This window comes from Roseobacter weihaiensis (genome assembly GCF_020622345.1).
Classification (GTDB): Bacteria; Pseudomonadota; Alphaproteobacteria; order Rhodobacterales; family Rhodobacteraceae; genus Roseobacter; species Roseobacter weihaiensis.
The window spans coordinates 136,753-162,031 of record NZ_JACNMO010000004.1 but is presented as its reverse complement, the minus strand read 5'-3'; the positions used below and the strand labels follow the sequence as shown (position 1 = coordinate 162,031).

At 61.6% G+C, this 25,279-nt stretch carries 19 protein-coding genes; 4 read left to right on the top strand and 15 right to left on the bottom strand.

Annotated features, from left to right (window positions below):
- Positions 1–60: 60 nt before the first annotated feature.
- The 5 genes from H7847_RS06440 to H7847_RS06420 all read right to left on the bottom strand — a co-directional run bounded on the left by H7847_RS06440 (position 61) and on the right by H7847_RS06420 (position 6,018).
- Positions 61–1,569: an AMP-binding protein gene (locus tag H7847_RS06440; RefSeq protein WP_227268570.1), complete on the bottom strand. Its 1,509-nt coding sequence runs from the start codon at positions 1,567–1,569 to the stop codon at positions 61–63.
- A complete protein-coding gene (sauS, locus tag H7847_RS06435; protein WP_227268569.1) occupies positions 1,566–2,969 on the bottom strand; it encodes an acylating sulfoacetaldehyde dehydrogenase in 1,404 nt (467 codons plus the stop codon). Before sauS ends, H7847_RS06440 begins: the two co-directional genes overlap by 4 nt.
- Before the next feature lie 66 nt (positions 2,970–3,035).
- Entirely contained in the window at positions 3,036–3,998 is a 963-nt protein-coding gene (locus tag H7847_RS06430; protein WP_227268568.1) for a Bug family tripartite tricarboxylate transporter substrate binding protein, read from the bottom strand.
- Positions 3,999–4,039: 41 nt separating this feature from the next.
- Entirely contained in the window at positions 4,040–4,510 is a 471-nt protein-coding gene (locus H7847_RS06425) for a tripartite tricarboxylate transporter TctB family protein (RefSeq protein ID WP_227268567.1), read from the bottom strand.
- The gene (locus H7847_RS06420; protein WP_227268566.1) at positions 4,507–6,018 is read right to left on the bottom strand and encodes a tripartite tricarboxylate transporter permease; all 1,512 of its coding nucleotides are present in this window, start codon (positions 6,016–6,018) and stop codon (positions 4,507–4,509) included. The genes H7847_RS06425 and H7847_RS06420 overlap by 4 nt, the downstream gene beginning before the upstream one ends.
- A 99-nt stretch (positions 6,019–6,117) precedes the next feature.
- On the opposite strand from H7847_RS06420, the gene H7847_RS06415 reads away from it, so the two are divergent.
- Positions 6,118–7,149 carry a LacI family DNA-binding transcriptional regulator gene (locus H7847_RS06415; protein ID WP_227268565.1) on the top strand — a complete coding sequence of 344 codons (1,032 nt, stop codon included), beginning with the start codon at positions 6,118–6,120 and terminating at the stop codon, positions 7,147–7,149.
- On the opposite strand, the gene H7847_RS06410 is transcribed toward H7847_RS06415, so the two are convergent.
- From H7847_RS06410 to H7847_RS06395, 4 genes are all read right to left on the bottom strand, one after another.
- Positions 7,146–8,189, bottom strand: coding sequence for an ACP S-malonyltransferase (locus tag H7847_RS06410; RefSeq protein WP_227268564.1), 1,044 nt, complete (start codon positions 8,187–8,189; stop codon positions 7,146–7,148). The genes H7847_RS06415 and H7847_RS06410 overlap by 4 nt on opposite strands.
- Complete coding sequence (locus H7847_RS06405; protein ID WP_227268563.1) at positions 8,186–10,375, bottom strand: thiamine pyrophosphate-dependent enzyme; 2,190 nt, start codon at positions 10,373–10,375, stop codon at positions 8,186–8,188. Before H7847_RS06405 ends, H7847_RS06410 begins: the two co-directional genes overlap by 4 nt.
- 210 nt (positions 10,376–10,585) lie before the next feature.
- Positions 10,586–13,918, bottom strand: coding sequence for an ATP-binding protein (locus tag H7847_RS06400; protein ID WP_227268562.1), 3,333 nt, complete (start codon positions 13,916–13,918; stop codon positions 10,586–10,588).
- 129 nt (positions 13,919–14,047) lie between these two features.
- The gene (locus tag H7847_RS06395; protein ID WP_227268561.1) at positions 14,048–15,256 is read right to left on the bottom strand and encodes a patatin-like phospholipase family protein; all 1,209 of its coding nucleotides are present in this window, start codon (positions 15,254–15,256) and stop codon (positions 14,048–14,050) included.
- A 327-nt stretch (positions 15,257–15,583) separates the two neighbouring features.
- Here H7847_RS06395 and H7847_RS06390 point away from each other — a divergent pair, with 327 nt between their 5' ends.
- The 3 genes from H7847_RS06390 (at position 15,584) to H7847_RS06380 (ending at position 18,724) form a co-directional block, all read left to right on the top strand.
- Positions 15,584–16,552: a glycine betaine ABC transporter substrate-binding protein gene (locus H7847_RS06390; protein ID WP_227268560.1), complete on the top strand. Its 969-nt coding sequence runs from the start codon at positions 15,584–15,586 to the stop codon at positions 16,550–16,552.
- Between the two features lie 74 nt (positions 16,553–16,626).
- Positions 16,627–17,661: an ABC transporter permease gene (locus H7847_RS06385; RefSeq protein WP_227268559.1), complete on the top strand. Its 1,035-nt coding sequence runs from the start codon at positions 16,627–16,629 to the stop codon at positions 17,659–17,661.
- 10 nt (positions 17,662–17,671) lie between these two features.
- Positions 17,672–18,724: a quaternary amine ABC transporter ATP-binding protein gene (locus H7847_RS06380; protein ID WP_227268558.1), complete on the top strand. Its 1,053-nt coding sequence runs from the start codon at positions 17,672–17,674 to the stop codon at positions 18,722–18,724.
- Here the strand turns inward: H7847_RS06380 and H7847_RS06375 are convergent.
- From H7847_RS06375 to H7847_RS06350, 6 genes are all read right to left on the bottom strand, one after another.
- Positions 18,706–20,151, bottom strand: a complete 1,446-nt coding sequence (locus H7847_RS06375) for a mannitol dehydrogenase family protein (RefSeq protein WP_227268557.1) — start codon at positions 20,149–20,151, stop codon at positions 18,706–18,708. The genes H7847_RS06380 and H7847_RS06375 overlap by 19 nt on opposite strands.
- Positions 20,148–21,554, bottom strand: coding sequence for a glucuronate isomerase (gene uxaC / locus H7847_RS06370; RefSeq protein ID WP_227268556.1), 1,407 nt, complete (start codon positions 21,552–21,554; stop codon positions 20,148–20,150). The genes H7847_RS06375 and uxaC overlap by 4 nt, the downstream gene beginning before the upstream one ends.
- Before the next feature lie 62 nt (positions 21,555–21,616).
- A complete protein-coding gene (locus H7847_RS06365; RefSeq protein WP_227268555.1) occupies positions 21,617–22,456 on the bottom strand; it encodes a carbohydrate ABC transporter permease in 840 nt (279 codons plus the stop codon).
- Positions 22,457–22,463: 7 nt separating this feature from the next.
- Positions 22,464–23,540: a sn-glycerol-3-phosphate ABC transporter ATP-binding protein UgpC gene (gene ugpC / locus H7847_RS06360; RefSeq protein WP_227268554.1), complete on the bottom strand. Its 1,077-nt coding sequence runs from the start codon at positions 23,538–23,540 to the stop codon at positions 22,464–22,466.
- Complete coding sequence (locus H7847_RS06355) at positions 23,540–24,385, bottom strand: ABC transporter permease subunit (protein WP_227268553.1); 846 nt, start codon at positions 24,383–24,385, stop codon at positions 23,540–23,542. Before H7847_RS06355 ends, ugpC begins: the two co-directional genes overlap by 1 nt.
- The gene (locus H7847_RS06350; RefSeq protein WP_227268552.1) at positions 24,385–25,263 is read right to left on the bottom strand and encodes an ABC transporter permease subunit; all 879 of its coding nucleotides are present in this window, start codon (positions 25,261–25,263) and stop codon (positions 24,385–24,387) included. Before H7847_RS06350 ends, H7847_RS06355 begins: the two co-directional genes overlap by 1 nt.
- Positions 25,264–25,279: the final 16 nt, after the last annotated feature.

Sequence of the window (25,279 nt, the reverse complement as noted above, 5' to 3'; positions counted from 1 at the left end):
GGCCGACACCTTGGCCCCTCTTCAAACTCTAACGATTGCGCGCGGCCCCCGCAAACCGGATCACAGCGCAGGATCGGGCGTTGGCAAAATATCCAGCAGCTTGCGGCGCTGGATTTTGCCCGATGGCCCCTTGGGCAATTCGGTCAGGAAATGCACCTGATCGGGGGATTTGAAGGCACCCAGCCGCTCGGCACAAAGCTGTTTGAGGTCATCCCCCGAGAGTGTCGATCCGTCGCGCACCTTCACGGCGGCCTCCACCGTCTCGCCGTAGCTGGCACAGGGGCGGGCAAAGGCCGCCGCTTCGATGACATCGCCATGGGAATAGAGCGCCTCATCGATCTCGCGCGGGGCGATGTTTTCACCGCCCTTGATGATAAGCTCTTTCAGCCGTCCGGTCACAAAGAAGTACCCATCCGCATCCATGTGGCCCAGATCGCCCGTGCGCAGCCAGGGGCCGGCAAAGCTGTCTTCGGTGGCTTGCGGGTTCTTGAGGTATTCCTGCATGACATTCGGCCCCCTGACCACGATCTCCCCCTCAACCCCCGCGGCACAGCGCTGTTGCGCGGGGTCGAGAATGGCCACCTCATTGCCAAAGGCACGCCCCGGCGAGCCGATCTTGCGCACCCCCGGCGGCAGCGGGTTGGAGAGGATCTGAGCCGCTGTTTCCGTCAGCCCCATGGTTTCGATCACCGGGACATCAAAGCGCGCCTCAAAGGCTTTCTGCACGTCCGGGGCCAACGGAGAGGAAGCAGAGCGGCCAAACCGCAGGCGCGCTCTTGTCTCGGCGCTGGGGTCCGCCGTGCTATGGAGCAGATGGCTGATGATTGTCGGCACCACCGAGAACCATGTGGCCTCTGCCGCCTCGGCATCGGACCAGAATCTGCGCGCGGAAAACCGGGGGCAGATGGCCAAGGATCCGCCCGACACCAAAGCCCCCATGACGCTGACGCACAGGCCGTTGATGTGATAGATCGGCAGCACGCAGAGCCCGCAATCCTGCGGGGTCAGGCCATGTGCGATGGTTGGGGTCCAGCCCCCGGCGAGCAGGCTGGCGTGGGTGTGCACCACCCCTTTGGGCTGCCCGGTGGTCCCGGAGGTATACATCAGCAGTGCATGATCCCGCGGCGCCAAATCATGCAGTTTTGCCCCCGGAGGCGTGTCGTTGATGGTGATTTGTTGCATCTGGCGGGGCTTGGCGGCCTCAAACAGGTCGCAGGCCTCGGCATGCACAAAGGCCAGCCGCGCTTCGGAATGCGCCAGCGCGTAAGACACCGCATCGCGCCCGGCGGCGAGGTTGATCATCGTGGCGCGAAAGCCCCCGTAGAGCGCGCCATAAAGCGCCACCAGCCCGGCCCGGCCATTGGGGTGCAGGATGGCGACGCTCTCGCCCTTCTCTGCCCCCTGCCGGGTCAATTCCCAGGCCACGCGCAAGGCTTCGGCCCGCAGTTCCCGCCAGGACATCTCGCTGCCCTCGCCGGGAAAGACAAAGGCCATGCCACCTTCGGACGCACGGTGGTCCAGCCAGCTGCGCACCGTACCCGCTGGGGGCCTCTGGGGGTCGATGTTCATTTCCCCGCCGCTTTCCAGTAGCCCGCAAAAACCTCCTCCAGCGCCGGTTCGTGCGGCGGGATTTCCCGGACGATCTTGGCGGTCTGCATGAAGTGCCGCCAGTGCAGGTTGTCGTCAATGGAATTGCCGCCCCAGGAGCCGCAGCCCATCGACAGCGAAAACGGCATGCCATTGTTGAAGGCCCCGCCGGTGGCAAAGCAATGCGCCTGATTGACGATGACCCGGCAGGTGGGCAATTGGCGCGCGAGGGTTGCCGCACGCGCCTCCTCCTGCGAATGCAGACCGACCGAATGCCCAGCGCCCTGATGCGCCAGGATTTTGGCGGTGGTGGCCAGCGCCGCCTCGAAGTCCTGCGCCCGGTAGAGCGCCGCCACGCGCGACAGTTTCTCGCCCGAAAGCGGGTGCGCGGGCCCGATCCCGGTGGTTTCCACCACCACAAAGGCCGTGTCGGGGGGGACGTCCTCTTGCAGGCCCAAGGCCGCGAGCATCTTGTCCGCGTCCTGCGCGATGACCGCGCGGTTGAGGTGCCCGTCGGGCCAGAGCTTTTCGACGACGCGCGCCTCATCCGTGACCCGCGCGCCCCCCACCTTGGCCAATTCAGCCAGAAAGGCGTCATAGACCGCATCCACCACCACCAGCGCATTTTCGGAGCTACAGGAGGTGGCATTGTCAAAGGTCTTGGAGGCCGCGATCTTCTGCGCCGCCGCGGCCAGATCGGCGGTCTCGTCCACGATCACCGTCACATTGCCCGCGCCGACGGCCAGCGCCGGGGTGCCGCTGGTATAGGCGCGTTTGACGTTGTTCTGAGAGCCTGTCACCACAATGAGATCGCTGATCTCCAGCAGCCTCTGGGTCTTGTCCTTGGAGCCCGGCGCGCCGATCATCTGCACCAGGTCCGGGTCTTCGCCGATCTTGGCAAACTCTGCATGCACATAGCCCAGCAGGACCTCGCAGGCCGCCACCCCCTTGGGCGAGGGCGAAAGCACAATCGCATTGCCGCATTTCAGCGCATTGATGATGTTGTTGGCCGGGGTCGCGGCCGGGTTGGTGGAGGGCACGACCGCCCCGATGACCCCCATGGGACGGGCGATCTCGGTAATGCCGGTTTGCGCATCGTCTGACACGGTGCCATAGGTCCTGACGCCCGCGATATCGCGCATCAGCCCCAAAGTCTTGCGGTGGTTCTTGGTGATCTTGTCAGCCACATTGCCAAGGCCCGTGGTCGCGACCGACAGCTCTGCCAGATGCCGGTTGCGGGCAGGCTCCATAATGGCCCAGGCCGCCGCCAGGGCTGCGCGGTCGTAGCGCTCTTGCGATCCTTCCGCCTCAAAAAGCTTTTGCGCCGCGCGGGCGCGGGCCACGATCACATCGACTTCACCAATCTCTTCATGCGCGTTCATCGCATAGGTCCTGTTCTTTACCTTGAGGGGCCGCCGGGCAGGATCGCACGGCGGCCCCTTGTTTCCTCAAAGACCGGCGAGCAGCGCGGTCAGGGTTTCCTGCCGTTGCGCCCACATGGCCTGCACCTCTTCGCGGGTCATGACATGCATGGGCGAGCCACCCGATTTCATCTTGCCCTGCACGCGGCTGTTTTCGAACATCGCGGGCACGGTTTCCGCCAGCTTGTCGATGATAGGCTGCGGCGTGCCCTTTGGCACCATGACGCCGCGGAAGTTCACCGAGGCATTGTCCACGTCAAGACCGCTTTCCATCATCGTCGGCACATCCGGCAGGAACGCATTGCGCTCCAGATCGGCCACGGCGAGGATCTTCACATTCCCCGCCTCGCGCGCCCGAAAGGCATCCGACAGGTTGTTGATACCGGCCATGACCTCGCCGGCGATCACCGCCTTCATCGCAGCCGCGCCACCGCCCTTGGTCGGGATGTAGGCGATCTTCATGTCACCGGCCTTTTCCATCTGCAAGGCGGCAATGTGATGGCCCACGAACAGGCCCGCGCCAGAGGTCGTCAGCTTGCCCGGATTGGCCTTGGCGAAATCCACCACGTCTTGCAAGGAGTTGAACGCACTGTCGGCCCCCACGACCAGCACCGCAGGATCCGCCCCCCAGTTGGCAATGGGCTCAAAGCTGTCGATGTCATAGGAGACGCCACCCTTGATGGATTGGGCGATAAAATGGGGCACATTGTAGGCCCCCAGCGTATAGCCGTCAGCCTCTGCCTGCGTGGCCAGCCAGTTCCAGCCGACACGCCCCCCCGCGCCCGGTTTGTTCAGTATCGCAATCGGCATGCCGAGTGCGTCTTCATTGCCCGAGGTCATCGTGACGATCCGGGCCTGAAAATCCGTGGCCCCGCCCGCGCCGTAGCTGACCATCATCATCACAGGCCGTTCCGGATAGGCATCGTCCGCCAAAACCGGGGCGGTCAGGCCCATCAGTGCGATTGCGGCACCCGCAAGTAGCTTTTTCATTGTCAGTTCCTCCCTAGTGGTTGTTGATCCGCGTCTTTGCTTCAGAACAGGACTTCGCGCGGTGTGTAGACTTTCAAGAGCAGGGCAAAGAGACCGTACATCACCCCCATGAACCCGGTGGTGATGAGGACCCGCTTGCCCCAGGATTTGATCTGCCCGTGCGGGGCCGGATCATAGAGGCTGAGCAGCACGAAGAAGGCGATAGCGGTCGCGGTGTAAAAGCCCAGAGCTTTCGCCCCCCAGAAGATATAGACAATCGCGATGAGCAATCCGGGCAGCATGTTCACGAAAGCATGCACCGAGACGCCCGCGCCGACCTTGGTCCAGCCCAGGCAGGCCTTGGCAAAGGTCCAGAGCGCCAGCACCACAAACACCGATGAAATCAGGCGCGGGAACAGGAAGGCCTCGGACGGTTGCTGGGTATAGCTCAGGTAAGCCACCCAGATCCCCACAAGGGCCACGCAGCCAGAGGCCACGATATGCTGCAGGCGTGGCAAGCTCATGACGCTCATACGAGGATCTCCTCTTTTGACAGGTAGCGTCGGTTGCGGACCTCCATCCAGGCGGAATAGGCGACCGAGGCAATCACCACCGCGATCAGGAAGAGGTTCAGCGCACCGCCCAGAAAGTACGGCCCCAGGCCGTCGGTGGCATTGGCGATCATGGACCCCTGGATGAAGTTGGCCTCTGCGATCGGGCCGAGGATCAGGCCCAGCACCAGCGGGGCTGCGGAAAACCCGAACCGCTCCAGAAAATACATCATGATACCGAGGGCCGCCATGACATAGACATCGCCCATGCTCGACTGGACCGAATAGCTGCCAAAGACCGCGAGCCCCAGCACAACCGCCGCCATGACCGATTGCGGCACCTGGGCCACACGGGCGGCAACCCCCGCCACATAAAGCCCGAAAAGGCACATCAGCACCTGCCCGATCAACATCGAGTTGATAAACGTCCAGGCCACATCCGGATGATTGTCAAAAAGATCCGAGCCCGGAAAAATCCCGTGAATGAGCAGCCCGCCCAGCAGTACCGCCGCCGTGGGCGAGCCGGGAATGGACAGCGTGAGCAAGGGCACCAGGGACGGCCCGACCATGGCGTTGTTTGCGGCCTCCGCGGCCACCACACCTTCGGGATGACCCTTGCCGAATTTCTCGCGCTCGGGCGAGAATTTCTTGGTCTGGTCATAGGCCACCAGACCCGCGATCTGGCCGCCGACACCGGGGATCAGGCCGATAATCGCCCCCGTGGACATGCCGATGCCCAAGGCCCGCGGGAATCGGAAAAGCACCCGGATTGCTTCGAAAACGGAGTGCTTTTGCACCTGCATCACTTCGGCCCCGTCGCCGCGCCGCCCCTTGGCGAACATGGAGATCACCTGCGGGATCGCAAACAGGCCAATCAGGGCCGCGATGATGTTGATGCCGCCGCCAAGGGCGTCGTGAAAGATAAAGCGCTGCGCCCCCATGATGTCGTCAAAGCCGATGGTCGCGAGCCACAGCCCGATGCAGCCGGACAGCAGCCCCTTGACCACCGATTTGCTGTCCAGCGTGCCGATCACGGTGACCCCCAGAATGGCCAGCCAGAACAGATGCGACGGCCCGAAGGCCAGCGCCCATTGGGCCAGAACCGGGGTGAGAAAGATCAGCAGCATCACCCCGAAAATACCGCCCACCGCCGAGGACAGAAAGCTGAGCTGCAGCGCCTTTGTCCCCTGCCCGTTTTGCGCCATGGTATGGCCATCGAGAGTCGTGGCGATATTGGCGGGCGCGCCAGGGATCTTGAGCAAAATCGCCGAAACCGCGCCGCCCGCTACCGTAGAGGTATAAGCCGCCCCCAGCAGGATGAGGCCTTGCGTTGCCTCAAGCTGAAAGGTGAAGGGGATCAGCAACGCAACCGCCATGGTTGGCGACAACCCCGGCGTCGCCCCGAGGATCAGCCCGCCGATTGTGCCCACCAGCAGCAGGGCAAAATTGACCGGCGTAAAGACGTCGCCAAAGTAAAAGATAAATTCCATTCAGGCCTCCCACCCCGTCAGAATTTTCTTGATCTCTCAGGCTAGGTCATGAAAATAGTTTTGCAAATGTTTTCATTTTGTCGGAAAAACGTCGCATATATGGCTGACAAGGTTCATAAAAACGCGGATATCGTTGCTGTTGCAAATGCCGCGCGTGTCTCTATCTCCACGGTATCGCGCAGCTTTAACCACCCTGAGCTGGTCAAACCCGCGACTCGCAAAAAGATTGACCGGGCAGTGCGCAAGCTGGGCTACATCCGCAACCGCGCGGCCCAGACGATGCATGGCATACGCAGTGGCACCATCGGTCTTGTGGTGCCCACGATCGACAACGCCATCTTTGCCGAAGTCATCCAGACTTTCTCGGACACGGTGGGGGCGCAGGGCTTCACCATCCTTGTGGCCTCGCACGGCTACGATCTGGAACGGGAATATGCCGTCTTGCGCAAGTTTCTGGAACACAGGGTCGATGGGGTGGCGTTGATCGGGCTGGATCACAGCGAAGAAACCTATGGCCTCCTTCAGAGCCAGAACATTCCCGCGATCACGATCTGGAATTACGATGCCGACTCGCGCCTGTCTTGCGTCGGCGCCGACAACAGGCGGGCCGGCCGGATGGCGGCCCGGCATCTGCTGGAGCTCGGTCACCGGGAGATTGCCGTTGTCTTTCCGCCCGTTGACGGCAATGACCGCGCCCGCGCCCGGCGCAGCGGCGCCCTTGCCGAGCTTGCCCGCGCCTGCCCGGCGCTGCCCGAGGCCTGGACGACGGAGGCCCGCTACAGTGTTGCCGATGGCAAGGAAGCGGTGATTGATTTGCTGAACGCGGACCGGCGGCCCACGGCCCTGCTCTGTGGCAATGACGTGCTAGCGGTGGGCGCGATCCATGCCGCACGCCGTCTCGGGATCGCGGTGCCGGATGCGTTGTCGATCATCGGCATCGGCGATTTCAAAGGGTCAAAGGAGATGGAGCCCGCACTGACCACCATCCGGTTGCCCGCGCGTGCCATCGGGCAGATCGCCGGCGACCGGCTGGCCCGATCCATCATCGCGGATGACCGCAGCCTTCACAGAACCAGTTGCGAGATCATGCTGGCGGCACGCGACACCTGCCGCAGGCATGACGCATCCTAAACCCGTTCTGCTGTCGCAATCGCCCGATCCTGCGCACGCCCCATGGACAGGATCAGCGGCTCTTTGCGTTGTTTGGCTTGAAAGCCGGCCTTGCTGTCGAGACCCTTCCAGTTGATCTCGATCAGGGCCTGAGCGACGGCACCTCCCAGCGTGTCACCGGGCCCCGTGATGATGAAAACATCCGGTGCGAAGCTGCGGGCGGCCACTTGCACGGCAGCGGTGAAATCATAGGGTTCGGTGACTTGTGTGCCCAGCGTGTAGTCTCGCAAATCCCTTGCGGTGCAGGCCTTTGGATACCAGACAACGCCGCGCCCATCGACCAAGGGCACGCGCGGAGTGCCAAAGAGATCCAGGCCCAGTGCCGCGCGACCCGCAACGGCCACGGGGGCCTGTAGAGCCGTGTGAAACGCCGCATGATTGGGCAGCCGCATCGGGTATCTGCCCTGCAAAACCGGCAGGTCCTTTTCAAAAGCACGCAGCCCCGCCGCGTTTCCCGCCACGACCAGCATGCCGCCCAGATGGATCGACACGGCAAGATCGTTGCCCGGCTGGCTGTCGATCTCTGCAATCCGGTCCAGCAACTGATGACGCAGACCCGGCACCGGCTGCCAGTTATCGTCGACGAAAGGATAGAGCATCTGTCCACCAATCAGGCTTTCATGCATCAACCGGCCCATGGTGTTTACAATGTCAAAGCCAGCCGTGTCCTCCGTAGCGCCCCCGACCGTCAGCGCCGTGTACCATCCCATTGAATTACCGGTCACCCCGACAATGTCAAAACCACCCCCTACGCGGCGGGCATCCAGAAGGGACGCCGCAAAAATCAGCGGCGCGGCATTGTCACCGCGCGTGTGTCGGGAGGCCGTAAAACGCGTGGCGCCATCGAGGTCTTGCAAGGGCGTCTGCCTGGCGCTGCGGCGCCTGGCATCAAGCGCGCGGATCAGGGCCATCTCATCTGCATGATGGCGGTGAATGTACCCCAGCTCGGTCGTGTTGTAGGTGCCGCGACCAGGGCAGATCAGCACAGCAGTCCGGTTCATGGTGCCCCCTCCACCAGGCGCCGCGCCGCGGCCACGATGCTTTGCGCCGATGGCAAGCTCGCCGCATAGGCTGGTCCCGTGGCGATAAAGCAGTCTTCACCCGTCACGCGGGCAATCCGGATGCGGCCCGCTTCGAGAAAGAGGCTCATCAACGCCTCCGACTGGCTGCCTGTGCGCCGGCATTCATCGACAATCAGCACCGCTGCGCAGTCCTGACTGGCTGCCAGCAGGGCGTCATCCGGCTGCGGTGCAAGCCAGCGCATGTCGATCACCCGCGCGTCAATGCCCTGTGCGTGCAGTTTCTCTGCCGCCTGACGGGAAAGGTAGCACCCATTGCCGTAAGACACGATGGCAAGATCCGTGCCCGCCCCGTGTACCGCAACCTCACCCACCGCAAGACGACGATCAGGGGCCGGATAGACATGCATCCAGCCCTTGTCGCCTTCGGCATGCAGATCGCGCATGGGGTAAAGCGCAATCGGCTCTATGAACACCACGACACGCTGTTCTTCGCGCGCCAGTCTGACCGCTTCGCGCAGCATCATCGCCGCGTCAGCCCCGTTTGACGGGCAGGCAATCACAATGCCGGGGATATCGCGCAGCACCGCAAGGCTGTTGTCGTTGTGAAAATGACCCCCAAAACCCTTTTGATATCCAAGCCCCGCAATCCGCAGAACCATCGGATTGGTATACTGGCCATTGGAAAAGAAACTGAGCGTCGCAGCCTCGCCCCGCAGTTGGTCTTCGGCGTTGTGCAGATACGCCAGAAACTGGATCTCGGGCACCGGGATAAATCCGTTGTGGGCCAAACCGATCGCCAGCCCCAGTATCGACTGCTCGTCCAGCAAGGTATCGATCACCCGGTCCGGTCCGAAACGGGACTGGAGTTTTTGGGTCGCACCGTAGACACCGCCCTTTTTGCCCACATCCTCACCGGCGAGGATGATCTCCGGGTGGGTCAGCATCAGATCGGTCAGAGCCCAGCCGATGAGGCGGCTCATGGGCTGCGGTTCCGCCTGCGCGCGCAGATCACTGCCAAAGGCCGCAGCGCGCGCCTGCTCCGACGGGCCGTTGACGCGCAGGCAGCGGCGGGCGGGCGGGATCAGGCTTGCCGAGACCTCGGCGTGGGTCTTCAACCTCGGGCGCGTGACCGCTTCGGCTGCAATGCGGCGACACTGTGCGCCCACCTCCGCATAGATTGCCAACGCATCATTGGCCGGGCAGGCCCCCCGCTCCTCCAGCAGCCGGACGCTGTGCAAGAGCGGGTCGTTGCTTTCATCCGCCACAATCGCCCGTTGAGCCCGATAGGTCGCCTCCACATCCGATCCGGCGTGGCCATAGAGCCGAACCGTCCGTAGGTGCAGAAACGCAGGTTTGCGGTGACGGCGTACGTAGGCCGCCGCCGCACGCGTCACAGCCAGCGTTTCGGTCATGTCGAGCCCGTCACAGGGGAAATAGCGCAAGCCGGGACGCTGCGCAAAACTGGCGGCAATCCAGCCATCTGGCGTGGGCGTCGAGATGCCGATGCCGTTGTCTTCACACACCAACAGCAATGGCATCGGCGCCGACTGATAACTCGTCCAGCAGGCGGTATTGATCGCCCCCTGCGCGGTAGAGTGATTGGCCGAGGCATCGCCGAACGAACACATGATGATCGCATCCTCAGGCAGCAGCGCGGTTTCGGGCCGCAAGCGCCGCGCCAGTCCGAGCGAATAGGCCGCCCCGACCGCCTTTGGCAGGTGGCTGGCAATAGTCGAGGTCTGCGGTGGGATGTTGAGTACTCTTGACCCCAGCACCTTGTGGCGCCCGCCCGAAATCGGGTCCTCGCTGGTGGCCGCAAAGCTCAGCAGGATGTCCCAGGCCGGCGTCTGGCCCGGCACCTGATGGGCGCGCTGGATCTGGAACGCCGCATCCCGGTAGTGCAGAAAAGCCATGTCGCTCGGGCGCAGGGCCTCTGCCACAGCGGCCATACCCTCATGACCGCTGGAGCCGATGGTGTAATAGCCCTGTCCCTCTTTCTGCATCTCGCGGCTGGTGCGGTCGAGGTGTCGGGACAGGCACTGCGCGCGAAACAGTTCGACCATTTTAGGCGCTGCAATATCGTCCCGTGCAGGCGCACCTTTTGGCAGGTCACGATCTGTGACACGGCGTAAGAAGTTTTCATGAACGATCGTCGCGCGATCCATTTTGTCTCGATCCTCAGAGCAGCCGGCAGCTCCGCGCGGCACGCCGGGACGGTGCTTGAAATCCAGCGGGATGTCCATGTAAAATCAGTGCAAAACAGGCAGCCTGAACGCCGCAGGCGCGGTGGATTCCTGCACGTCGCGCACTGCTCTGTTCTGGCAAGTGAAACCGCGACCCGATGACCCGGCGGATGGGGTCGCCAGCGGCCCGGCTCAGCCCGCCTCCGCTCCGATGCCCTTTAGCGACACCAGAGCGGTCTTTGTCAATTCGATGCCGCGCTCGATCCTCAGATCCTCAAACATGCTGCGGGTCACCGCATAGGCCTTGGCGGCCTGGTCGTGATCGCCTTTGGCCGCCAGCACATGGCCCAGCACCAGGTGGGACCACGCCAGATCGCATTTGCACTGTCGCTCGGTCTGGATCGCGATGGCAGAGTTGATTGACGCCTCCGCCGCAGCGATATCGGGTGTGGCGCAGCCAATCTGGACCTCGGTTGCGACGCGCAAAGCAATAGACCGCGGCCAGGTCTCGCCACTCTCGGTGGCCGTGATGATTGCCGCCTCGCTCAGCCGCATCGCCTTGTCAGATTCGCCCTGGGACAGCAACGCCTTGGCCAGAAAAGCCTCAAAAGCCCCGCGATGAAACGAGGTCCCCAGCGTTGTCCCAAGCTCCAGACATTGTTCAAGGTTGTTGCGCGCGGACACAAGCTCGCCGGCCACCAGACAGGCCTCTCCGCGCCAGCCGAGCGTGAGGTATTTGCGAAAGACGTCACCTGATTTTTCACAGACGTAGAGACCTTGCTCAAAATCCGGTGTGGCCTCCGTCAACCGGCCAAACCAGCCGTTGACCACCCCCCGAAACATCAGACAGGCGGCAACCGTTGGCAGATGATCGACCTCCTGCGCCAAGGTGACGCCATGGTTGGCCGCATCCATCGCCTGCTCGTACTGACCGTGCTGCGCCAGCGCGAAAGCCAGCACGCCAGAGACCGCGGCCTCCTCGACATGATCGCCCGTATCGTGCATCTGGCGAACGCTCTGCGTGGCATAATTGATCGCCGCCACCGGTTCGCCCAAAAGGCAGTGCACCCTTGCCAGCAGGTTCACCGGGCCGGTTTTCATCCGGTCGTCATCCCCGAGGCGGTCGGCCAGCTCCAAAGCCTGCCGCGCAAGATCAGCCGCGAGCCCAAACCGACCCAGCACATAATAGGTCCGGCCCGTCCAATACTGAATCTGGCACAGCCTTATCTGATGATCGATGTTTTCCGCCAGCGCGCGGGCCGTCCCGAGATTGCCGAGGTTGCGTTCAAATTGGTCCCGCGTCGCAGCCACATTCGCAAGCTTCAGGATCGCCCTGATCTGATGGCGTGCGGAAGCATTGGTCGACGGGACCGACTTTGCCATCTCCAGAGCCGACTGATAATGCGCGGAGGCCTCGGTCGAGGCATAACGCTCCGCGGCGGCATCCCCTGCCTTAAAGCTGTAGGGGATCGCCTTTTCGACGTCTCCGGCCTCTTTGTAATGATAGGAGAGCAGCTCCGGGCTGCGCTCGGTCATCTGGGGGAAGCGGACCTCAAGGATTTCCGCAATCTCCAGATGAAGCTGACGTCTTTTGCTGTGCAGCAACCCCTGATAGGCCGCATCCTTGACCAGCGCATGCTTGAATTCATAGACGATTTCGGGCGCCAGCCCGCGTCGGTACAACAGCTCCGAATCCACCAGCCGCGTCAGCGCATGGTCCAGAGCTTCCTCGCTTTTCTGCGTCACCGCCAGCAACAGGGCATGCCCAAACGTACGCCCCAGCACGGAGGCGAGCTGGGCTGCCTCCTTGGCAGACCCAAGGTGATCCAGCCGCGCCATCAGCGAATCCTGCAATGAATCCGGGATCTCGGTCGCGCCCAACGGTCCGGTCAAGATGTAGCGTCCGTCTTTCAGCTCCAGCAAATCCATCTCGAGCACGAGCTTGGTCAGCTCTTCTATGAAAAGCGGCACACCATCGGTCTTGGAAAGGATATGCTCCAGCACCTCGTCGGGCAATGGTCGCCCACCTGTCACGCCCTCGACGAGCTCGATGCTTTCGGGCCGGCTGAGATGGCGCAGACGCATGACCGTCAGATGGGGTTGTCTGGTCCAGTCAGGTTCAAAATCCGTACGGAAGGCGAGCACCACAAGAATCCGGGAGGTGCGCACATGTTCAACCAGAAGGCCCAGAAACTCGCGCGTGGAATGATCCGCCCATTGCAGATCCTCGACCACGATCAGAAGCGGCGAGGTCGCCGACAGGGCCTCGGCCACGGTCACAAGCGCTTTCAGCGTCTTGTTCTTCTGGTCTTCCAGCGTCAGCACCGGCACATCATACCGGCCGGAGGCGGGCAGGTTCAGCATCGCGGCAAGGAGCGACCCGTATTCCGCCACATCCAGTCCCAGCGCCGCCAGATAGGCATCGAGACGATCCAGCATCGCGCCCGGCGCATTATTGGCATCTGTCTGAAGCGTCCGTTCAAAGAAGTCGATGACGGGATGAAAGGGGGTATCCTGACGGTAGTTCGAGCAGACAAAACTGATGGCCGGACAATTCTGCCCTGTCACGATGGACTGAAAGTTCTGCAGAACACGGGATTTGCCGACCCCTGCCTCCCCCGAGATCAGGACCACCTGACCATCCCCCTCCTTGGCCTGATCCCAGCGGTTGACCAGCAGGCCGACCTCTTCCTTGCGGCCAGCCATCGGGGTCAGCCCCCGTTGCAGCTTGGCCTCGAAGCTGCTTCGGGCCTCGGTCGTTTCGCAGACCCGATAGACCTCAACGGGTTCGGTGATGCCCTTGAGGGTTTGCGCACCGAGGGGTTCGCAGACAAACAACCCTTCGATCAGTCGGTGGGTACGCCGCCCGATCACCACCGTGCCCGGATCTGCAAGCGACTGCAGCCGCGCGGCGATATTCGGCGTGTCCCCCACGATGGCCATTTTTTCGCGCTGTTCCCCCGCGCCAATGTCGGCGGCAACCACAAGGCCCGTGTTGATCCCGATGCGCACATTCAGCAAGACATCCGGCGCGGAGAATTCCTGGTTGAGCTCGTCAACCGCTGCAATGATGCTCAGACCTGCACGGATCGCACGTTGCGGGTCGTCTTCATGGGCTTGCGGGTAGCCGAAATAGATCAGCAAACCATCCCCCATGAAGTTCCCGATGAACCCGCCGTATTGCTCCACCACTTCGGCGCAGGCGATGCGGTAGGCGGTCAGCAGTCCGGTCATCTCCTCCGGATCGAGCTGCTCTGAGATGACCGTTGAGCCGACCAGATCGCAGAACATCACGGTCAGTTGGCGGCGGTCCCCCTCAAACGAATAGGGCCGGGCAGCTTCGAGCACGGGCTGGGCCGCCAGCGCTGCGGCCTTGTCCACCGCCGCACCGCAGCCGCCGCAAAAGGCGTCTTCAGGCTCATTCGCAAACCCGCATTTCGGGCAGCCGACCGGCAAGACCGATCCGCAACTGCCGCAAAAGCGACGTCCTTGCCGATTGACCGTTGCACAATTCAGGCATTCCATATCGAGGGTCACACTCCGGTTGTGGCGTTGACATACACCATATCGAGTTCAACTCAAACGCCCGGCAGAGAAACCTGCGCCGGGCGTTGTCGTCAAGAGAGGGCTGGCTTCACAGAGCGGCTGTGCGCCTCAGTAGGATTGCTCAAACATCTGCGCTGCGCTGGCAAAGGCTTCTTGCAACGTCTTGTTCTCTTCCTTGACCAGCTTCTTGAATTGCTGCTGCAACTCATTTCCCTTTGCCGGAGCCGCCTTTCGCTCGGCCTTTTTGACGATATCCATCACCTGTCTTTCCAGACCGGCACCGTTGATCGTTTGCATCACGCGCTTGGGTGACTTCGCCTTGCTGCTGTTCAGCGCGGTCTGGTGCTTTTCGGCAAACGCCTGACCGGTCTTATAGCCAATATCAAAAAGAGTGGACATGTTGGAGTAGGACCAATCCAGAACCTTGGGCCACTGCTCTTCAGAGATGTTATCCCGGAACGGCATGCGCAGTACGTCCACGTTCTCCAGCTTGGATTCGACATTTTCGTAATTTGCCGAATCCATCTCGGCAATCCGGGTCAGCGGATTGATGATCGAATGCACCCAGGCGTCATAAAGGTTGGTGGGTTCAGCAATGAGTTTTCGCTGCCCCAGAATATCAAAATAAACCACCGTATCGATGAGGTTGCGACTCATGACCTCGCCCGGACTAAACGCCAGCGTATCGAAAGCCGATCCTTCCAGATAGGTCTTGCCGTCCATCTTGTAGGGCGCGTAGATCAGCGGCATCGCCAACGCGGCCTTGAAGTGATCGGACGTAATCTCATGCTTGGGGAAAGATACTTCCTTTTCCTCTTCAATGCAGTAGGCCGACATCAGGAATTCACCCTCAAATTCCTGCAGCTTGTCGAAATCGACCACCAGATCAATCCAGGGTGGCGGCTGGCACAGGCCGTTCTGGTGCGGTGAAAAATCGCTTGGGCACATGCTGGCCATCCAGAACTGCGTCATGTCGGATATGAAACGCTGCGCTTCGTTGTTACGCGGCAAGGCCGCCAGCCAGGTCTGGTGAAACTTGGTGTAGGCCTCGGCCATGGGCCCGGCCTTGTGGAAGATTTTATAGTTGACCGGAAAGACATTGTAGATCGCGTCATGCACCCCCATCTCGCGGGTCGCCTGCAAGGTTTCTTTGCGGGTGCCATGCTTTGGGGCTGCGTACATCAGGCCAATTAACATGCCTGCTCCTGTGGTCGACACCACCTCAAATTCGACACCCGCATCATCCAGCGCAAGCAAGGCGCCCGACATCAGCGGCAAATTGGGGGCACCGCCCCCTAAAACCAGTCCTACAGCCATTTGAAAATTCCCTTTTAAGTAAGTGTGAATGGTTCCGCGAAGAGGTTAACCCTGTCAAGTCCGCGCAGCCGATTGTCTGAAGCTTAAAGGCGCATTATGACGTGAATTTAAGGCCATAGGGTCACCGGTTCGGAAAATGCATGGCCCCGGAATGCTTGACCATGCTGCGCGAGCAAAATACTCCTGTGGTCAGAAAACCATTTTTGTATCGCCTGCGGACCTGAGACGGCCGGACTTGCGCATCATACTGCCGTGATCGACCCGGGGCCATGTCAACGTCTTTTGGCACCCACAAGGCGATACCAACAAAAAACAAGGGAGATATCCATGAAATTCAGATGTTTGAGCGCAGGCGTCCTGCTTTCTGCGGGGATGACGGCAGGAGCGGCACAGGCCGACTGTGGTGAGGTATCCATCACCGAGATGGACTGGGCCTCGGCCGCCGTGGTCACCTCGGTTGCAAATTTTTTGATGACGCAGGGCTATGGCTGTGACGTCACCGTTGTACCAACCACCACGGTGCCTGCCATGACCTCCGTTGCAGAGACCGGGCAGCCCGACATCCTCACCGAGCTCTGGACAAGCTATACAGAGGTCTACGACGACCTTGTGGCCGAAGGCAAACTGGTGGAGTTGTCCAAAGTGCTGTCTGACGGCGGGGTCGAGGCGTGGTGGATCCCGCAGTATCTTGCAGAAGCGCATCCTGAACTGAAGACGCTGGAGGGGATCAAGGCCAACCCGGAGCTCGTGGGCGGCCTTTTTCATGATTGCCCATCGGGCTGGGGATGCGATGTCACCAACCACAACAACTTCAAGGCCGCCGGTCTGGCCGAAGCAGGCGTTGAACGCTTCCAGCACGGCTCTGGCGAGACGCTCGCCACCGCAATTGCGGCCGCCTATGAGGCACGGGAACCCTGGTTTGGATATTACTGGGCCCCCACCTCCGTTCTGGGCAAATACCCGATGGTGCAGGTTGAAATGCCTGCCTATGACGCGGCCACACACACCTGCAACGGGCTTGAGGATTGCGCCACCCCCGGCCTGTCCGCCTATCCGACCTCCAATGTGGTGACCGCCGTCACCACGACCTTCTCCGAACGCGAACCGGAGGTGGCCGAGATGCTGGGCAAGATGAGCTTTACCAACGCCCAGATGGGCGAGGTTCTGGCCTGGCAGGAAACCAATAACGCCTCCAACGAAGAGGCTGCGGTCTATTTCCTGACCAGCTACCAGGACACCTGGTCGAACTGGCTCAGCGACGACGCAAAATCCAAGCTCAGCGCGTTGCTGCAATAACGGTACCGCATATTTGACTGCACAGGCATCGCCCCGCGCCGGGCGGTGCCATCTGCCAACCAAGGGGGCAGCTCATGGCCTATTACGACGGCTTTTTCGACGCGCTGGGACTGCGGGAGTGGTGCGATCAGAGTGTTGAGGCCGCGCCAACCTCCATGCAGGCGCTGCTGGGCCAGCTTGGCGGAGACACGGACGCCGGAGCCCGTGGCAGCCCGCCCTTTCCCTCCCTCGATGCGCTGCACGAATCCTGCGCCCAGATCCCCCAGACCCGTGACATGACCGCCGGGGTCGAAGAGGCGTTTCTGGCCGCCCGTGTGAGCCTGAAGCTGGTGCTGGATCCGATCACCCAGCCGCTGTCATGGATGCTGGACGGGGCCTTGTGGCTCTTTACCGCAACACCTTGGTTCATCATCGTGCCGCTTTTGGTGGCGCTGACGTGGTATGTGGCGCGGTCGCTGGGTGTCACGCTCTTTGTGGCTGCGTCCTTCTTGTTTCTCGGCTTCATCGATCATCTCGATGTGGCGCTGGAGACGCTGTCGATCATCTTTGTCTGTACCGGGCTGTCGGTCCTGCTGGGGGTCCCCATCGGGATTGCAATGTCGCGGTCCAACACGCTGCAACGCATGCTGGTGCCAGTGCTGGACCTGTTGCAAACGCTGCCCACCTTCGTCTATCTGATCCCGCTGATCTTTCTCTTCTCCGTCACCGAATCCAAGCTTTACGGCATTGCGATTATTCTCTACGCGATCGTGCCGGTGATCCGGCTGACCGATCTCGGCATTCGACTGGTGGACCCGGATGTGATCGAGGCGGCGGACGCCTTTGGCATGACCAAGCGGCAAAAACTCTGGGGCGTGCAACTGCCGCTGGCGCTGCCCAACATCATGGCAGGCGTCAACCAGACCATCATGATGAGCCTTGCAATGGTGGTGATCGCCTCGTTGGTCTCGGCCCCCGGTCTGGGCGTGCTGGTGCTGCGCGGCATCCGCAATCTGGAACTTGGCGTGGGCATCGTCGCGGGCTTTGGCATCGTGTTGCTCGCGGTGATCCTGGATCGTGCCTCCAAGGCCGCGCTCAGCCGGATCGACAAGAACAAGAAAGCACATTGAGGCGGCTCCTATGAATACAAAGCCAAAGGTGCAGCTGCGCGGAGTCTACAAGATTTTCGGGCCCCGCCACACCCAGATGATGACCCATGTTCGGGCCGGCCTCGGCAAGGACGCGTTGTTGGCGGATCATGCCCATGTGCTGGGCCTGCAGGACATCAACGTCGATATGCAGGCCGGTGAGATCACGGTTGTGATGGGGTTGTCCGGGTCCGGCAAAAGCACCCTGATCCGGCACCTGAACCGTCTGATCGACCCGACAGCCGGTGAAATCCTCGTGGATGGCGAAGACGTCACCAAACTCTCCGAAAGGGACCTGCGGAAACTGCGCCAGCAGAAAATGGCAATGGTGTTTCAGAAATTCGCCCTGCTGCCGCATCGCACCGTGCTGCAGAACGCCGCAACGGCCCTTGCGGTTCAAGGTGCAGATGGTACGACGCAAGACCGCGAAGCGCGCAAATGGCTCGACCGGGTGGGCCTGGGCGGCTATGAGCACCGCTTTCCCTCGCAGCTCTCGGGTGGCATGCAACAGCGGGTCGGCATTGCCCGCGCCCTGACCGCAGGCACCGATATCATGCTGATGGACGAGGCGTTTTCAGCCCTTGATCCGCTCATTCGCACGGACATGCAGGATCTGCTGCTGGAGCTTCAGGTGGAGTTGAAAAAGACCATCGTCTTTATCACCCACGATCTGGATGAAGCGCTCAAACTGGCAGACCATCTGGTGATCCTCAAGGATGGCGCGGTCGTGCAGCAGGGTGAGCCGCAAGGCATCCTGCTGAACCCGGCCGACCCTTACATCGAGGATTTTGTCAGCGACATCAACCGCGCCCGCGTGCTCCGGGTCCGCTCTGTCATGCAACCCCTCGCCGAGGCGTCTTTCGCCGGGGAGGTGGAGGCGGATGATACCCTAGAACGTCTGATCGCCCTGTCAGGCGGCGACACGACCTGCACCTACCGCGTGATGTCAGAGGGTCAGCCGATTGGCCTTCTGGATATGAAAGATCTGGTCAAAGCGCTTGTGCCCCGCCTGTCCCGTTCGGCAGATCAGCCCGATCCGGTGTAGGCTTTGACCGAGGCGCGCGCCCCGTTTTTCACCAGATCGGCATAGGCCGCTGTCACGGCGGAGAAGAACCGCGCATCATCTGTCAGCTCGGTCGGGAACACCTCGGCAAAGGCCAAAAGCGCGGCCACCTTTTCAGCCGGGTCGGAGGCGGCGTCTGACGCGGCCTTTAGCCGCTCTGCCAGCGGATCGCGGACATCAATGCGCGCGCCCTCTTCATCAGTGCCCCCGACATAGCGCATCCACGCCGCCACCACGAGGCACAGCCCCGGGGCCCCCTGCCCCGCATCGCGCCGATCCATGATCGTCCCCAGAATGCGCTGCGGCAGCTTTTGCGAGCCATCCATCGCAATCTGCCATGTCCGGTGCCGGATCGCCGGGTTGCGGTACCGCGCCAGCAAGGCTTGCACATAGGCGGGCAGGTCTTCCCCTTCGGGCTGCGGGACCGTGGGTATGATTTCTTCAGACCAGAGCTTTTCGCAAAGGGTCGCAAAACACTGCTCGGCGACCGTCTCGGAGATGGTCTCATGACCCGCAAGGTATCCCAGATAGGCCAGGGCTGAATGGGTGCCGTTGAGACAGCGCAGCTTCATCATCTCATGGGCCGCGACCGAAGTGACAAACTGCGCCCCCGCGCGGTCCCAGGCGGGGCGGACGCCGTCAACGAAGTCATCCTCGATCACCCACTGCCGGAAGGCTTCATGCTGCACGCAGGCCAGATCGACATACCCTGTCTGCGCCGCCAGACGGTCAACATCCTGCGGCGTGGTTGCCGGGGTGATGCGGTCCACCATGGTGGCAGGGAACCGCCCCTCCCGTTCAATCCAACCGGCCAGTGCCGGGTCTCGAAGCCGCGCAAACTCCAGTATGATCCGGCGCAGCATCGCACCGTTGTCCGGCAGATTGTCACAACTCAGCACCGTAAAGGGGCGCAGACCCTCGGCACGCCTTTTCGCAAGCGCCGCAACGATAAAACCGGGAGCCGTTTTCGGGTGGTCAGGATGGGCCAGATCATGCCGGATTTCGGGGGCATCCCGCCGCAGCGCACCTGTGCTGGGGTGATGACAATAGCCCTTTTCCGTCACCGTCAGCGAGACAATCCTGATCTGCGGGTCGGCCATCGCCTGCACGACCGCGACCGGATCTTCCGGCGCTGTGATAACCCTTGAGATCGCCTCGATCACCCGCACATCCGTCGCGTCCGGCCCCAAGGTGACGGAAGTATAAACGCCGCCCTGCGGCCCCAGCGCCTCAGCCGCCCGCGCACTTTGCAGGCTCACGGCAATGATCCCCCAGGGCCCGCCCTCGGCGGCCATCACATCATCCGTGTAGACCGCGTTGAACGCGCGGAAAAACGCCCCTGGCCCGAGATGGACAAGACCGGGCGCGGGGGCCGGGCCTTTGCGGGTCAGTCGGGGCAGATCGGTCACAGGCGGTACGCCTCCTTCGCCAGGCGGTAAGACAAATCGTGCGCCAGCTCAAAGGCGTCAGGCTCATTCAGCCTGCCGGTGGTCACAAGCTGCGCCAGATAGGCACAATCGGACCGGCGGGCCACGTCATGGCGCGCGGGGATTGAGCAGAACGCACGGGTGTCATCGTTGAAGCCTACGGTGTTGTAGAACCCGCAGGTCTCCGTCGTGGCTTCGCGAAAGCGTTTGATCCCCTCGAAACTGTCAAAAAACCACCAGGGCGGACCAAGCTTGAGCACCGGGTAGGCCCCGGCCAGCGGCGCAAGTTCGCGGCTGTAGGCGGTCTCATCCAGCGTAAAGAGAATGACACTCAGGCCGGGTTCATGTCCAACCGCATCGAGCAGGGGCTTCAGCGCGGTGACATAATCCGTCGGGCCTGGAATATCGAACCCCTTGTCGCGGCCGAAACCGGTGAAGATCGCGGCACTGTGATTGCGCCGCGACCCGGCATGGAGCTGCATCACCAGACCGTCTTCAAGGCTCATCCGCGCCATTTCAGTCAGCATCTGGCCGCGAAAGACATCGGCCTCTTCACCAGAGCAGCGCTGCTGCCGCACCTTGTGAAACAGCGCCTCGGCATCGGCCGGGGACAGATCAGCCGTACGCGCCGTGGGGTGCCCGTGGTCGGAGGCCGTCGCCCCGAGGGACTTGAAAAAAGCCCGACGGACCCGATGCGCGGCGAGATACCCCTGCCATGTCGTGGTGTCCTCGCCGGTGATCTCTCCCAACCGCGCAAGGTTGGCGGCAAAGCCTTCGAAATCGGGATCAACCACAGCGTCCGGACGGTAGGTCGTGATCACCCGCCCGGCCCAGCCGCTGTCGCGGATCTGACTGTGCCAACGCAGATCATCCAGCGCGCTCTCGGTTGTTGATAAAACCTCTATGTTGAACCGCTCAAACAGCGCGCGGGGACGGAAGTCATCCCGTTTCAGCGCCGCATCAATGCGGTCATAATAGCTGTCTGCTATTGCTTCAGAGAGCGGCTCCTCCAGCGCAAAAACATACTGAAACGCATGGTTGAGCCACAGCGCGGAAGGGGTGCCGCGAAAGAGATGGAAGTGCCGGGCGAACCTGCGCCAGATGGCTCTCGGATCGCGCTCGACCGCACCGCCATCGAGACGCGGAATGCCCAGCGTTTCAGGCCGCACGCCCTGGCTGATGAGCATGCGAAAGACATAGTGATCGGGCACGACAAAGAGGTCTGCGGGATCCTTGAAGGCCGTGTTCTGCGCAAACCAGCGCGGATCACAATGGCCATGCGGGCTGATGATCGGCAGCTCCGCCACGCTTTCATACAGCGCGCGCGCCACCTCGCGCGATCTGGCCTCCGCTGGAAACAGACGATCCGGGTCAGTCAGGCTCATGTCAGGTCAATCCTCCTTCACCGCCCCGCAGTGATAGGACAGAACGCGCGGGTTCGAAAGCCTCAGAAGGCGTCCTTGGTGTCTGCAAGTGCCTGAAAGAAATAACGCTGAAAGATCAGCACCAACAGGAAAGGCGGCAAGGCCGTCAGAACGGCTAGCGCCATGCCCGGCCCGCTTTCCAGCCCCACAAGGTGCATGCCGCGCACCATCGTGTAGCGGCTTTCGTCGGTGCTGAGCATGAGGGGCCACAGGTACTGATGCCAGCCGATCATGAAAGAGACCACAAAGATCGCCCCGGCCCGGCGCCACGCCAGCGGCAGGATGAAGTCGCGAAAGAACCGGACTGGCCCTGCCCCATCGAGCTTGGCCGCTTCCAGATATTCGTCGGGAAAGGATAAAAAGAGCTGTCGGAAAAACAAGGTGCCCAGCGCCAGGGCAAGCGCCGGCAGGATCATCCCCAGATGGGTGTTAACCAGCCCCAGTGTCGCGGCTACCTCGAAGGTGGTCACAAAGCGGCTCTCCAGCGGCAAGAGCAGCGTCGCCATGGTCAGCCAGAAGGCGGCCGCTGCCCAGCGGACCCGAAAATAGACAAGCGCATAAGCCGCACAGAGGGACAGAAGCGTTGTCAGGGTTGCGAGCCCTGTCGCCACGATCAAGGAGTTCCTGAGCATGGCCAGCGCACTGATCTGATCGGTGAAGCCTGCCTTGAGCGTCATCACCTCCGCATAGTTCTGCACCGCGTGATCGCCCAGGGCAAACCCTGGCCCATCCAGCCCCAGCGCCCCGGTAGACTGTGTCGAAGAGCCGAGCATCACAAGCACAGGCGCAATCAGAAACAACGTGCCCACGCTGAGGATCAGATGGTCGCGCAGCGCAGGCCAAAGGCGCCTCACCCCGGTCACCAGCGCCTCACTTCAAACGCTCGCCCGTGTCGGTTCGAAAGACAAATGCGGCGGCAGGATCAAAGGCCAGTCTCAGCTTGTCATCCGTCGCGGGCAGCAGCGATTGCGGCCCTTTCAGGCAGATCTCCTGCGCGTCGCCCGCAGCATTCTTTGTGCCCAAAAGCGCACCGTAAATCAGGTTTTCGCCGCCATGCTGCTCCACCAGATCCACGTTCAGCTCCAGTTGCCCTTCCGGCGCGATGGAGAGCACATCCGGGCGGATGCCCAGCATCAGATCAACACCCGTGGGCAGATCCGAAAAACCGGCCAGCTTGAGGGTCCCGTTGGTCAGCGATGTGCCGTCAAACCGCACCGGGATCAGGTTGATCTGCGGCGCGCCGATAAAGGAGGCCACAAACAGCGTGCGCGGGTTGGCGTAGAGCTCCATCGGCACGCCCATCTGCTCCACGCGGCCCTCGTTGATGACGGCAAGCCGGTCGGCGAGGGTCATGGCTTCTGTCTGGTCGTGGGTGACATAGATCGAGGTCACGTTCATGCGCCGTTGCAGCTTCTTGATCTCGATGCGCATCTGGACGCGCAGCTTGGCATCCAGGTTCGAGAGCGGCTCGTCAAAGAGAAACACCTGCGGGTTGCGCACAATCGCGCGCCCCATGGCGACCCGTTGCCGCTGGCCGCCCGAAAGCTGGTTGGGCTGACGGTCGAGGAACTGGTCGATCTTGAGCATCCGGGCCGCATCGGTAATGCGCCGCTCGATTTCATCTGCGGGCATCTTGCGGTTCTTGAGCCCGTAGGACATGTTCCCGCGCACCGACATATGCGGATAAAGCGCGTAGTTCTGGAACACCATCGCCACGTCCCGTTCCGAGGGCGAGACGTTGTTGATCACCTTGTCGCCGATCAGAATCTCGCCGGAGGTGACGCTCTCCAGCCCGGCCACCATGCGCAGAAGCGTGGACTTGCCGCAGCCCGAGGGGCCGACAAAGACGATCAACTCGCCGCTGTCGATGTGCATGTCGACGCCAAAGATCGCCTCGGCTCCGTTGGGGTATGTTTTGCGGACTTGTTTCAGTTCAACCTGAGCCATTATTTCTCACTCTCGACAAGGCCCTTCACGAACCATCTTTGGAATATCAGCACGACCAGCACCGGCGGCAGCGTCGCCAGAATGGTCAGGGCAAAAGCTTTCTGGAATTGCGGCAGCTCGCCGCCTTCGTTGAGCACCTGGTAGATCTGCTTGATGCCGATCACCAGCGTGTAGTTTTCTTCCTTGGTGGTCATGATGAGCGGCCAGAGGTACTGGTTCCACCCCACCACGAACATGATGATGAGGATTGCCGCGATCATGGTCCGGCTGAGCGGCACAAGGATGTCCTGGAAGAACCCCCAGGCGGTGGCCCCATCGAGCCGTGCGGCCTCCAGCAGCTCATCCGGCACGGATTTGAAAAACTGCCGGAAAAAGAAGGTCCCCGTGGCAGACGCAATGAGCGGCACGATCAGCCCCGTATGGGTATCCAGCAGCCCCATGTTGGCGACAACTTCGTAGGAAGGGATGATCCGCACTTCGAGCGGCAACAACAGAGTGGTGAAGATCACCCAGAAGAGCGGCACGCCCAGCCGGAAACGAAAATACACAATCGCATAGGCCGCCAGCATCGAGATCACGACCTTGCCGAGAGCAAAGCCGATCCCGAGGATCATGGAATTCTTGAGCATCGTCATGCCGGTGACCTGTTTCATCACCCCGCCTTCGACAAAGAGCACCTCGTTATAAGTCTCGAGCAGATGCGGGCCAGGCCAGAACTGCAAGCCTTCGCGCAGGATCGTCTCGGGCGCATGGGTCGAGGTGGCAAAGGCCACCCAAACCGGCAGCGTCATAAAGAGCGCGCCGATGATCAGGATCAGATGGGTGGAATAGCTGGGACGCTCCATCAGTAATGCACCTTTTTCTCGATGTAGCGGAACTGGATCACCGTCAGCGCCAGCACCAGGATCATCAGCACCACCGATTGCGCCGACGACCCGCCGATGTCCGCGCCCCTAAACCCATCCTGATAGACCTTGTAGACCAGCGTGTTGGTGGCACCGCCGGGGGCCCCTTGCGTGGTGGTATCAATGATGCCGAAAGTCTCGAAGAAGGCATAGGTGATGTTGATGACCATCAGGAAGAACGTGGTCGGGGCCAGCAGCGGAAAGGTGATCGTCCAGAACCGGCGGGTGGAGCTGTTGCAATCCATCTTGGCGGCTTCCTGCACGGATTTGGGAATGCCCTGCAGACCGGCGAGGAAAAAAATGAAGTTGATGCTGACCTGCTTCCAGACCGAGATCAGGACCACGACAAAGCCCGCATCGACCGGATCCAGCTTGTGGTCGAAATCAAAGCCAAAAAGGTTCATGAAGTTATAGAGATCCCCGATGATCGGGTTGAACATCAGGTTGCCCATCAACCCCGCGACCGGGGGCGCGATGGCATAGGCCCACATCAGCAGGGTCTTGTAGGTGCTGGCCCCGTGGATCACCTCGTTGGCCTTGACCGCCAGCAAAAGCGCCAGCGCCAGCGACAGGAAGGTCACCAGAGACGAGAAGATCAGCGTAAAGCCCGCCGCCTGCAGCCAGGCATTGCTGAAAATCGTATCCGTGTAATTCTTGAACCAGACAAACTGCGACGACAGCCCAAAGGCGTCCTCCAGCAGGAAAGACTGGTAGATGGCCTGCGCAGAGGGCCACAGGAAGAAGATCGAGATAATAATGATCTGCGGCGCGATAAACAGATAAGGAATGGCGCTGTGCTCGAATTGAACGCGCTTCATACACCCTGTCCCCCAA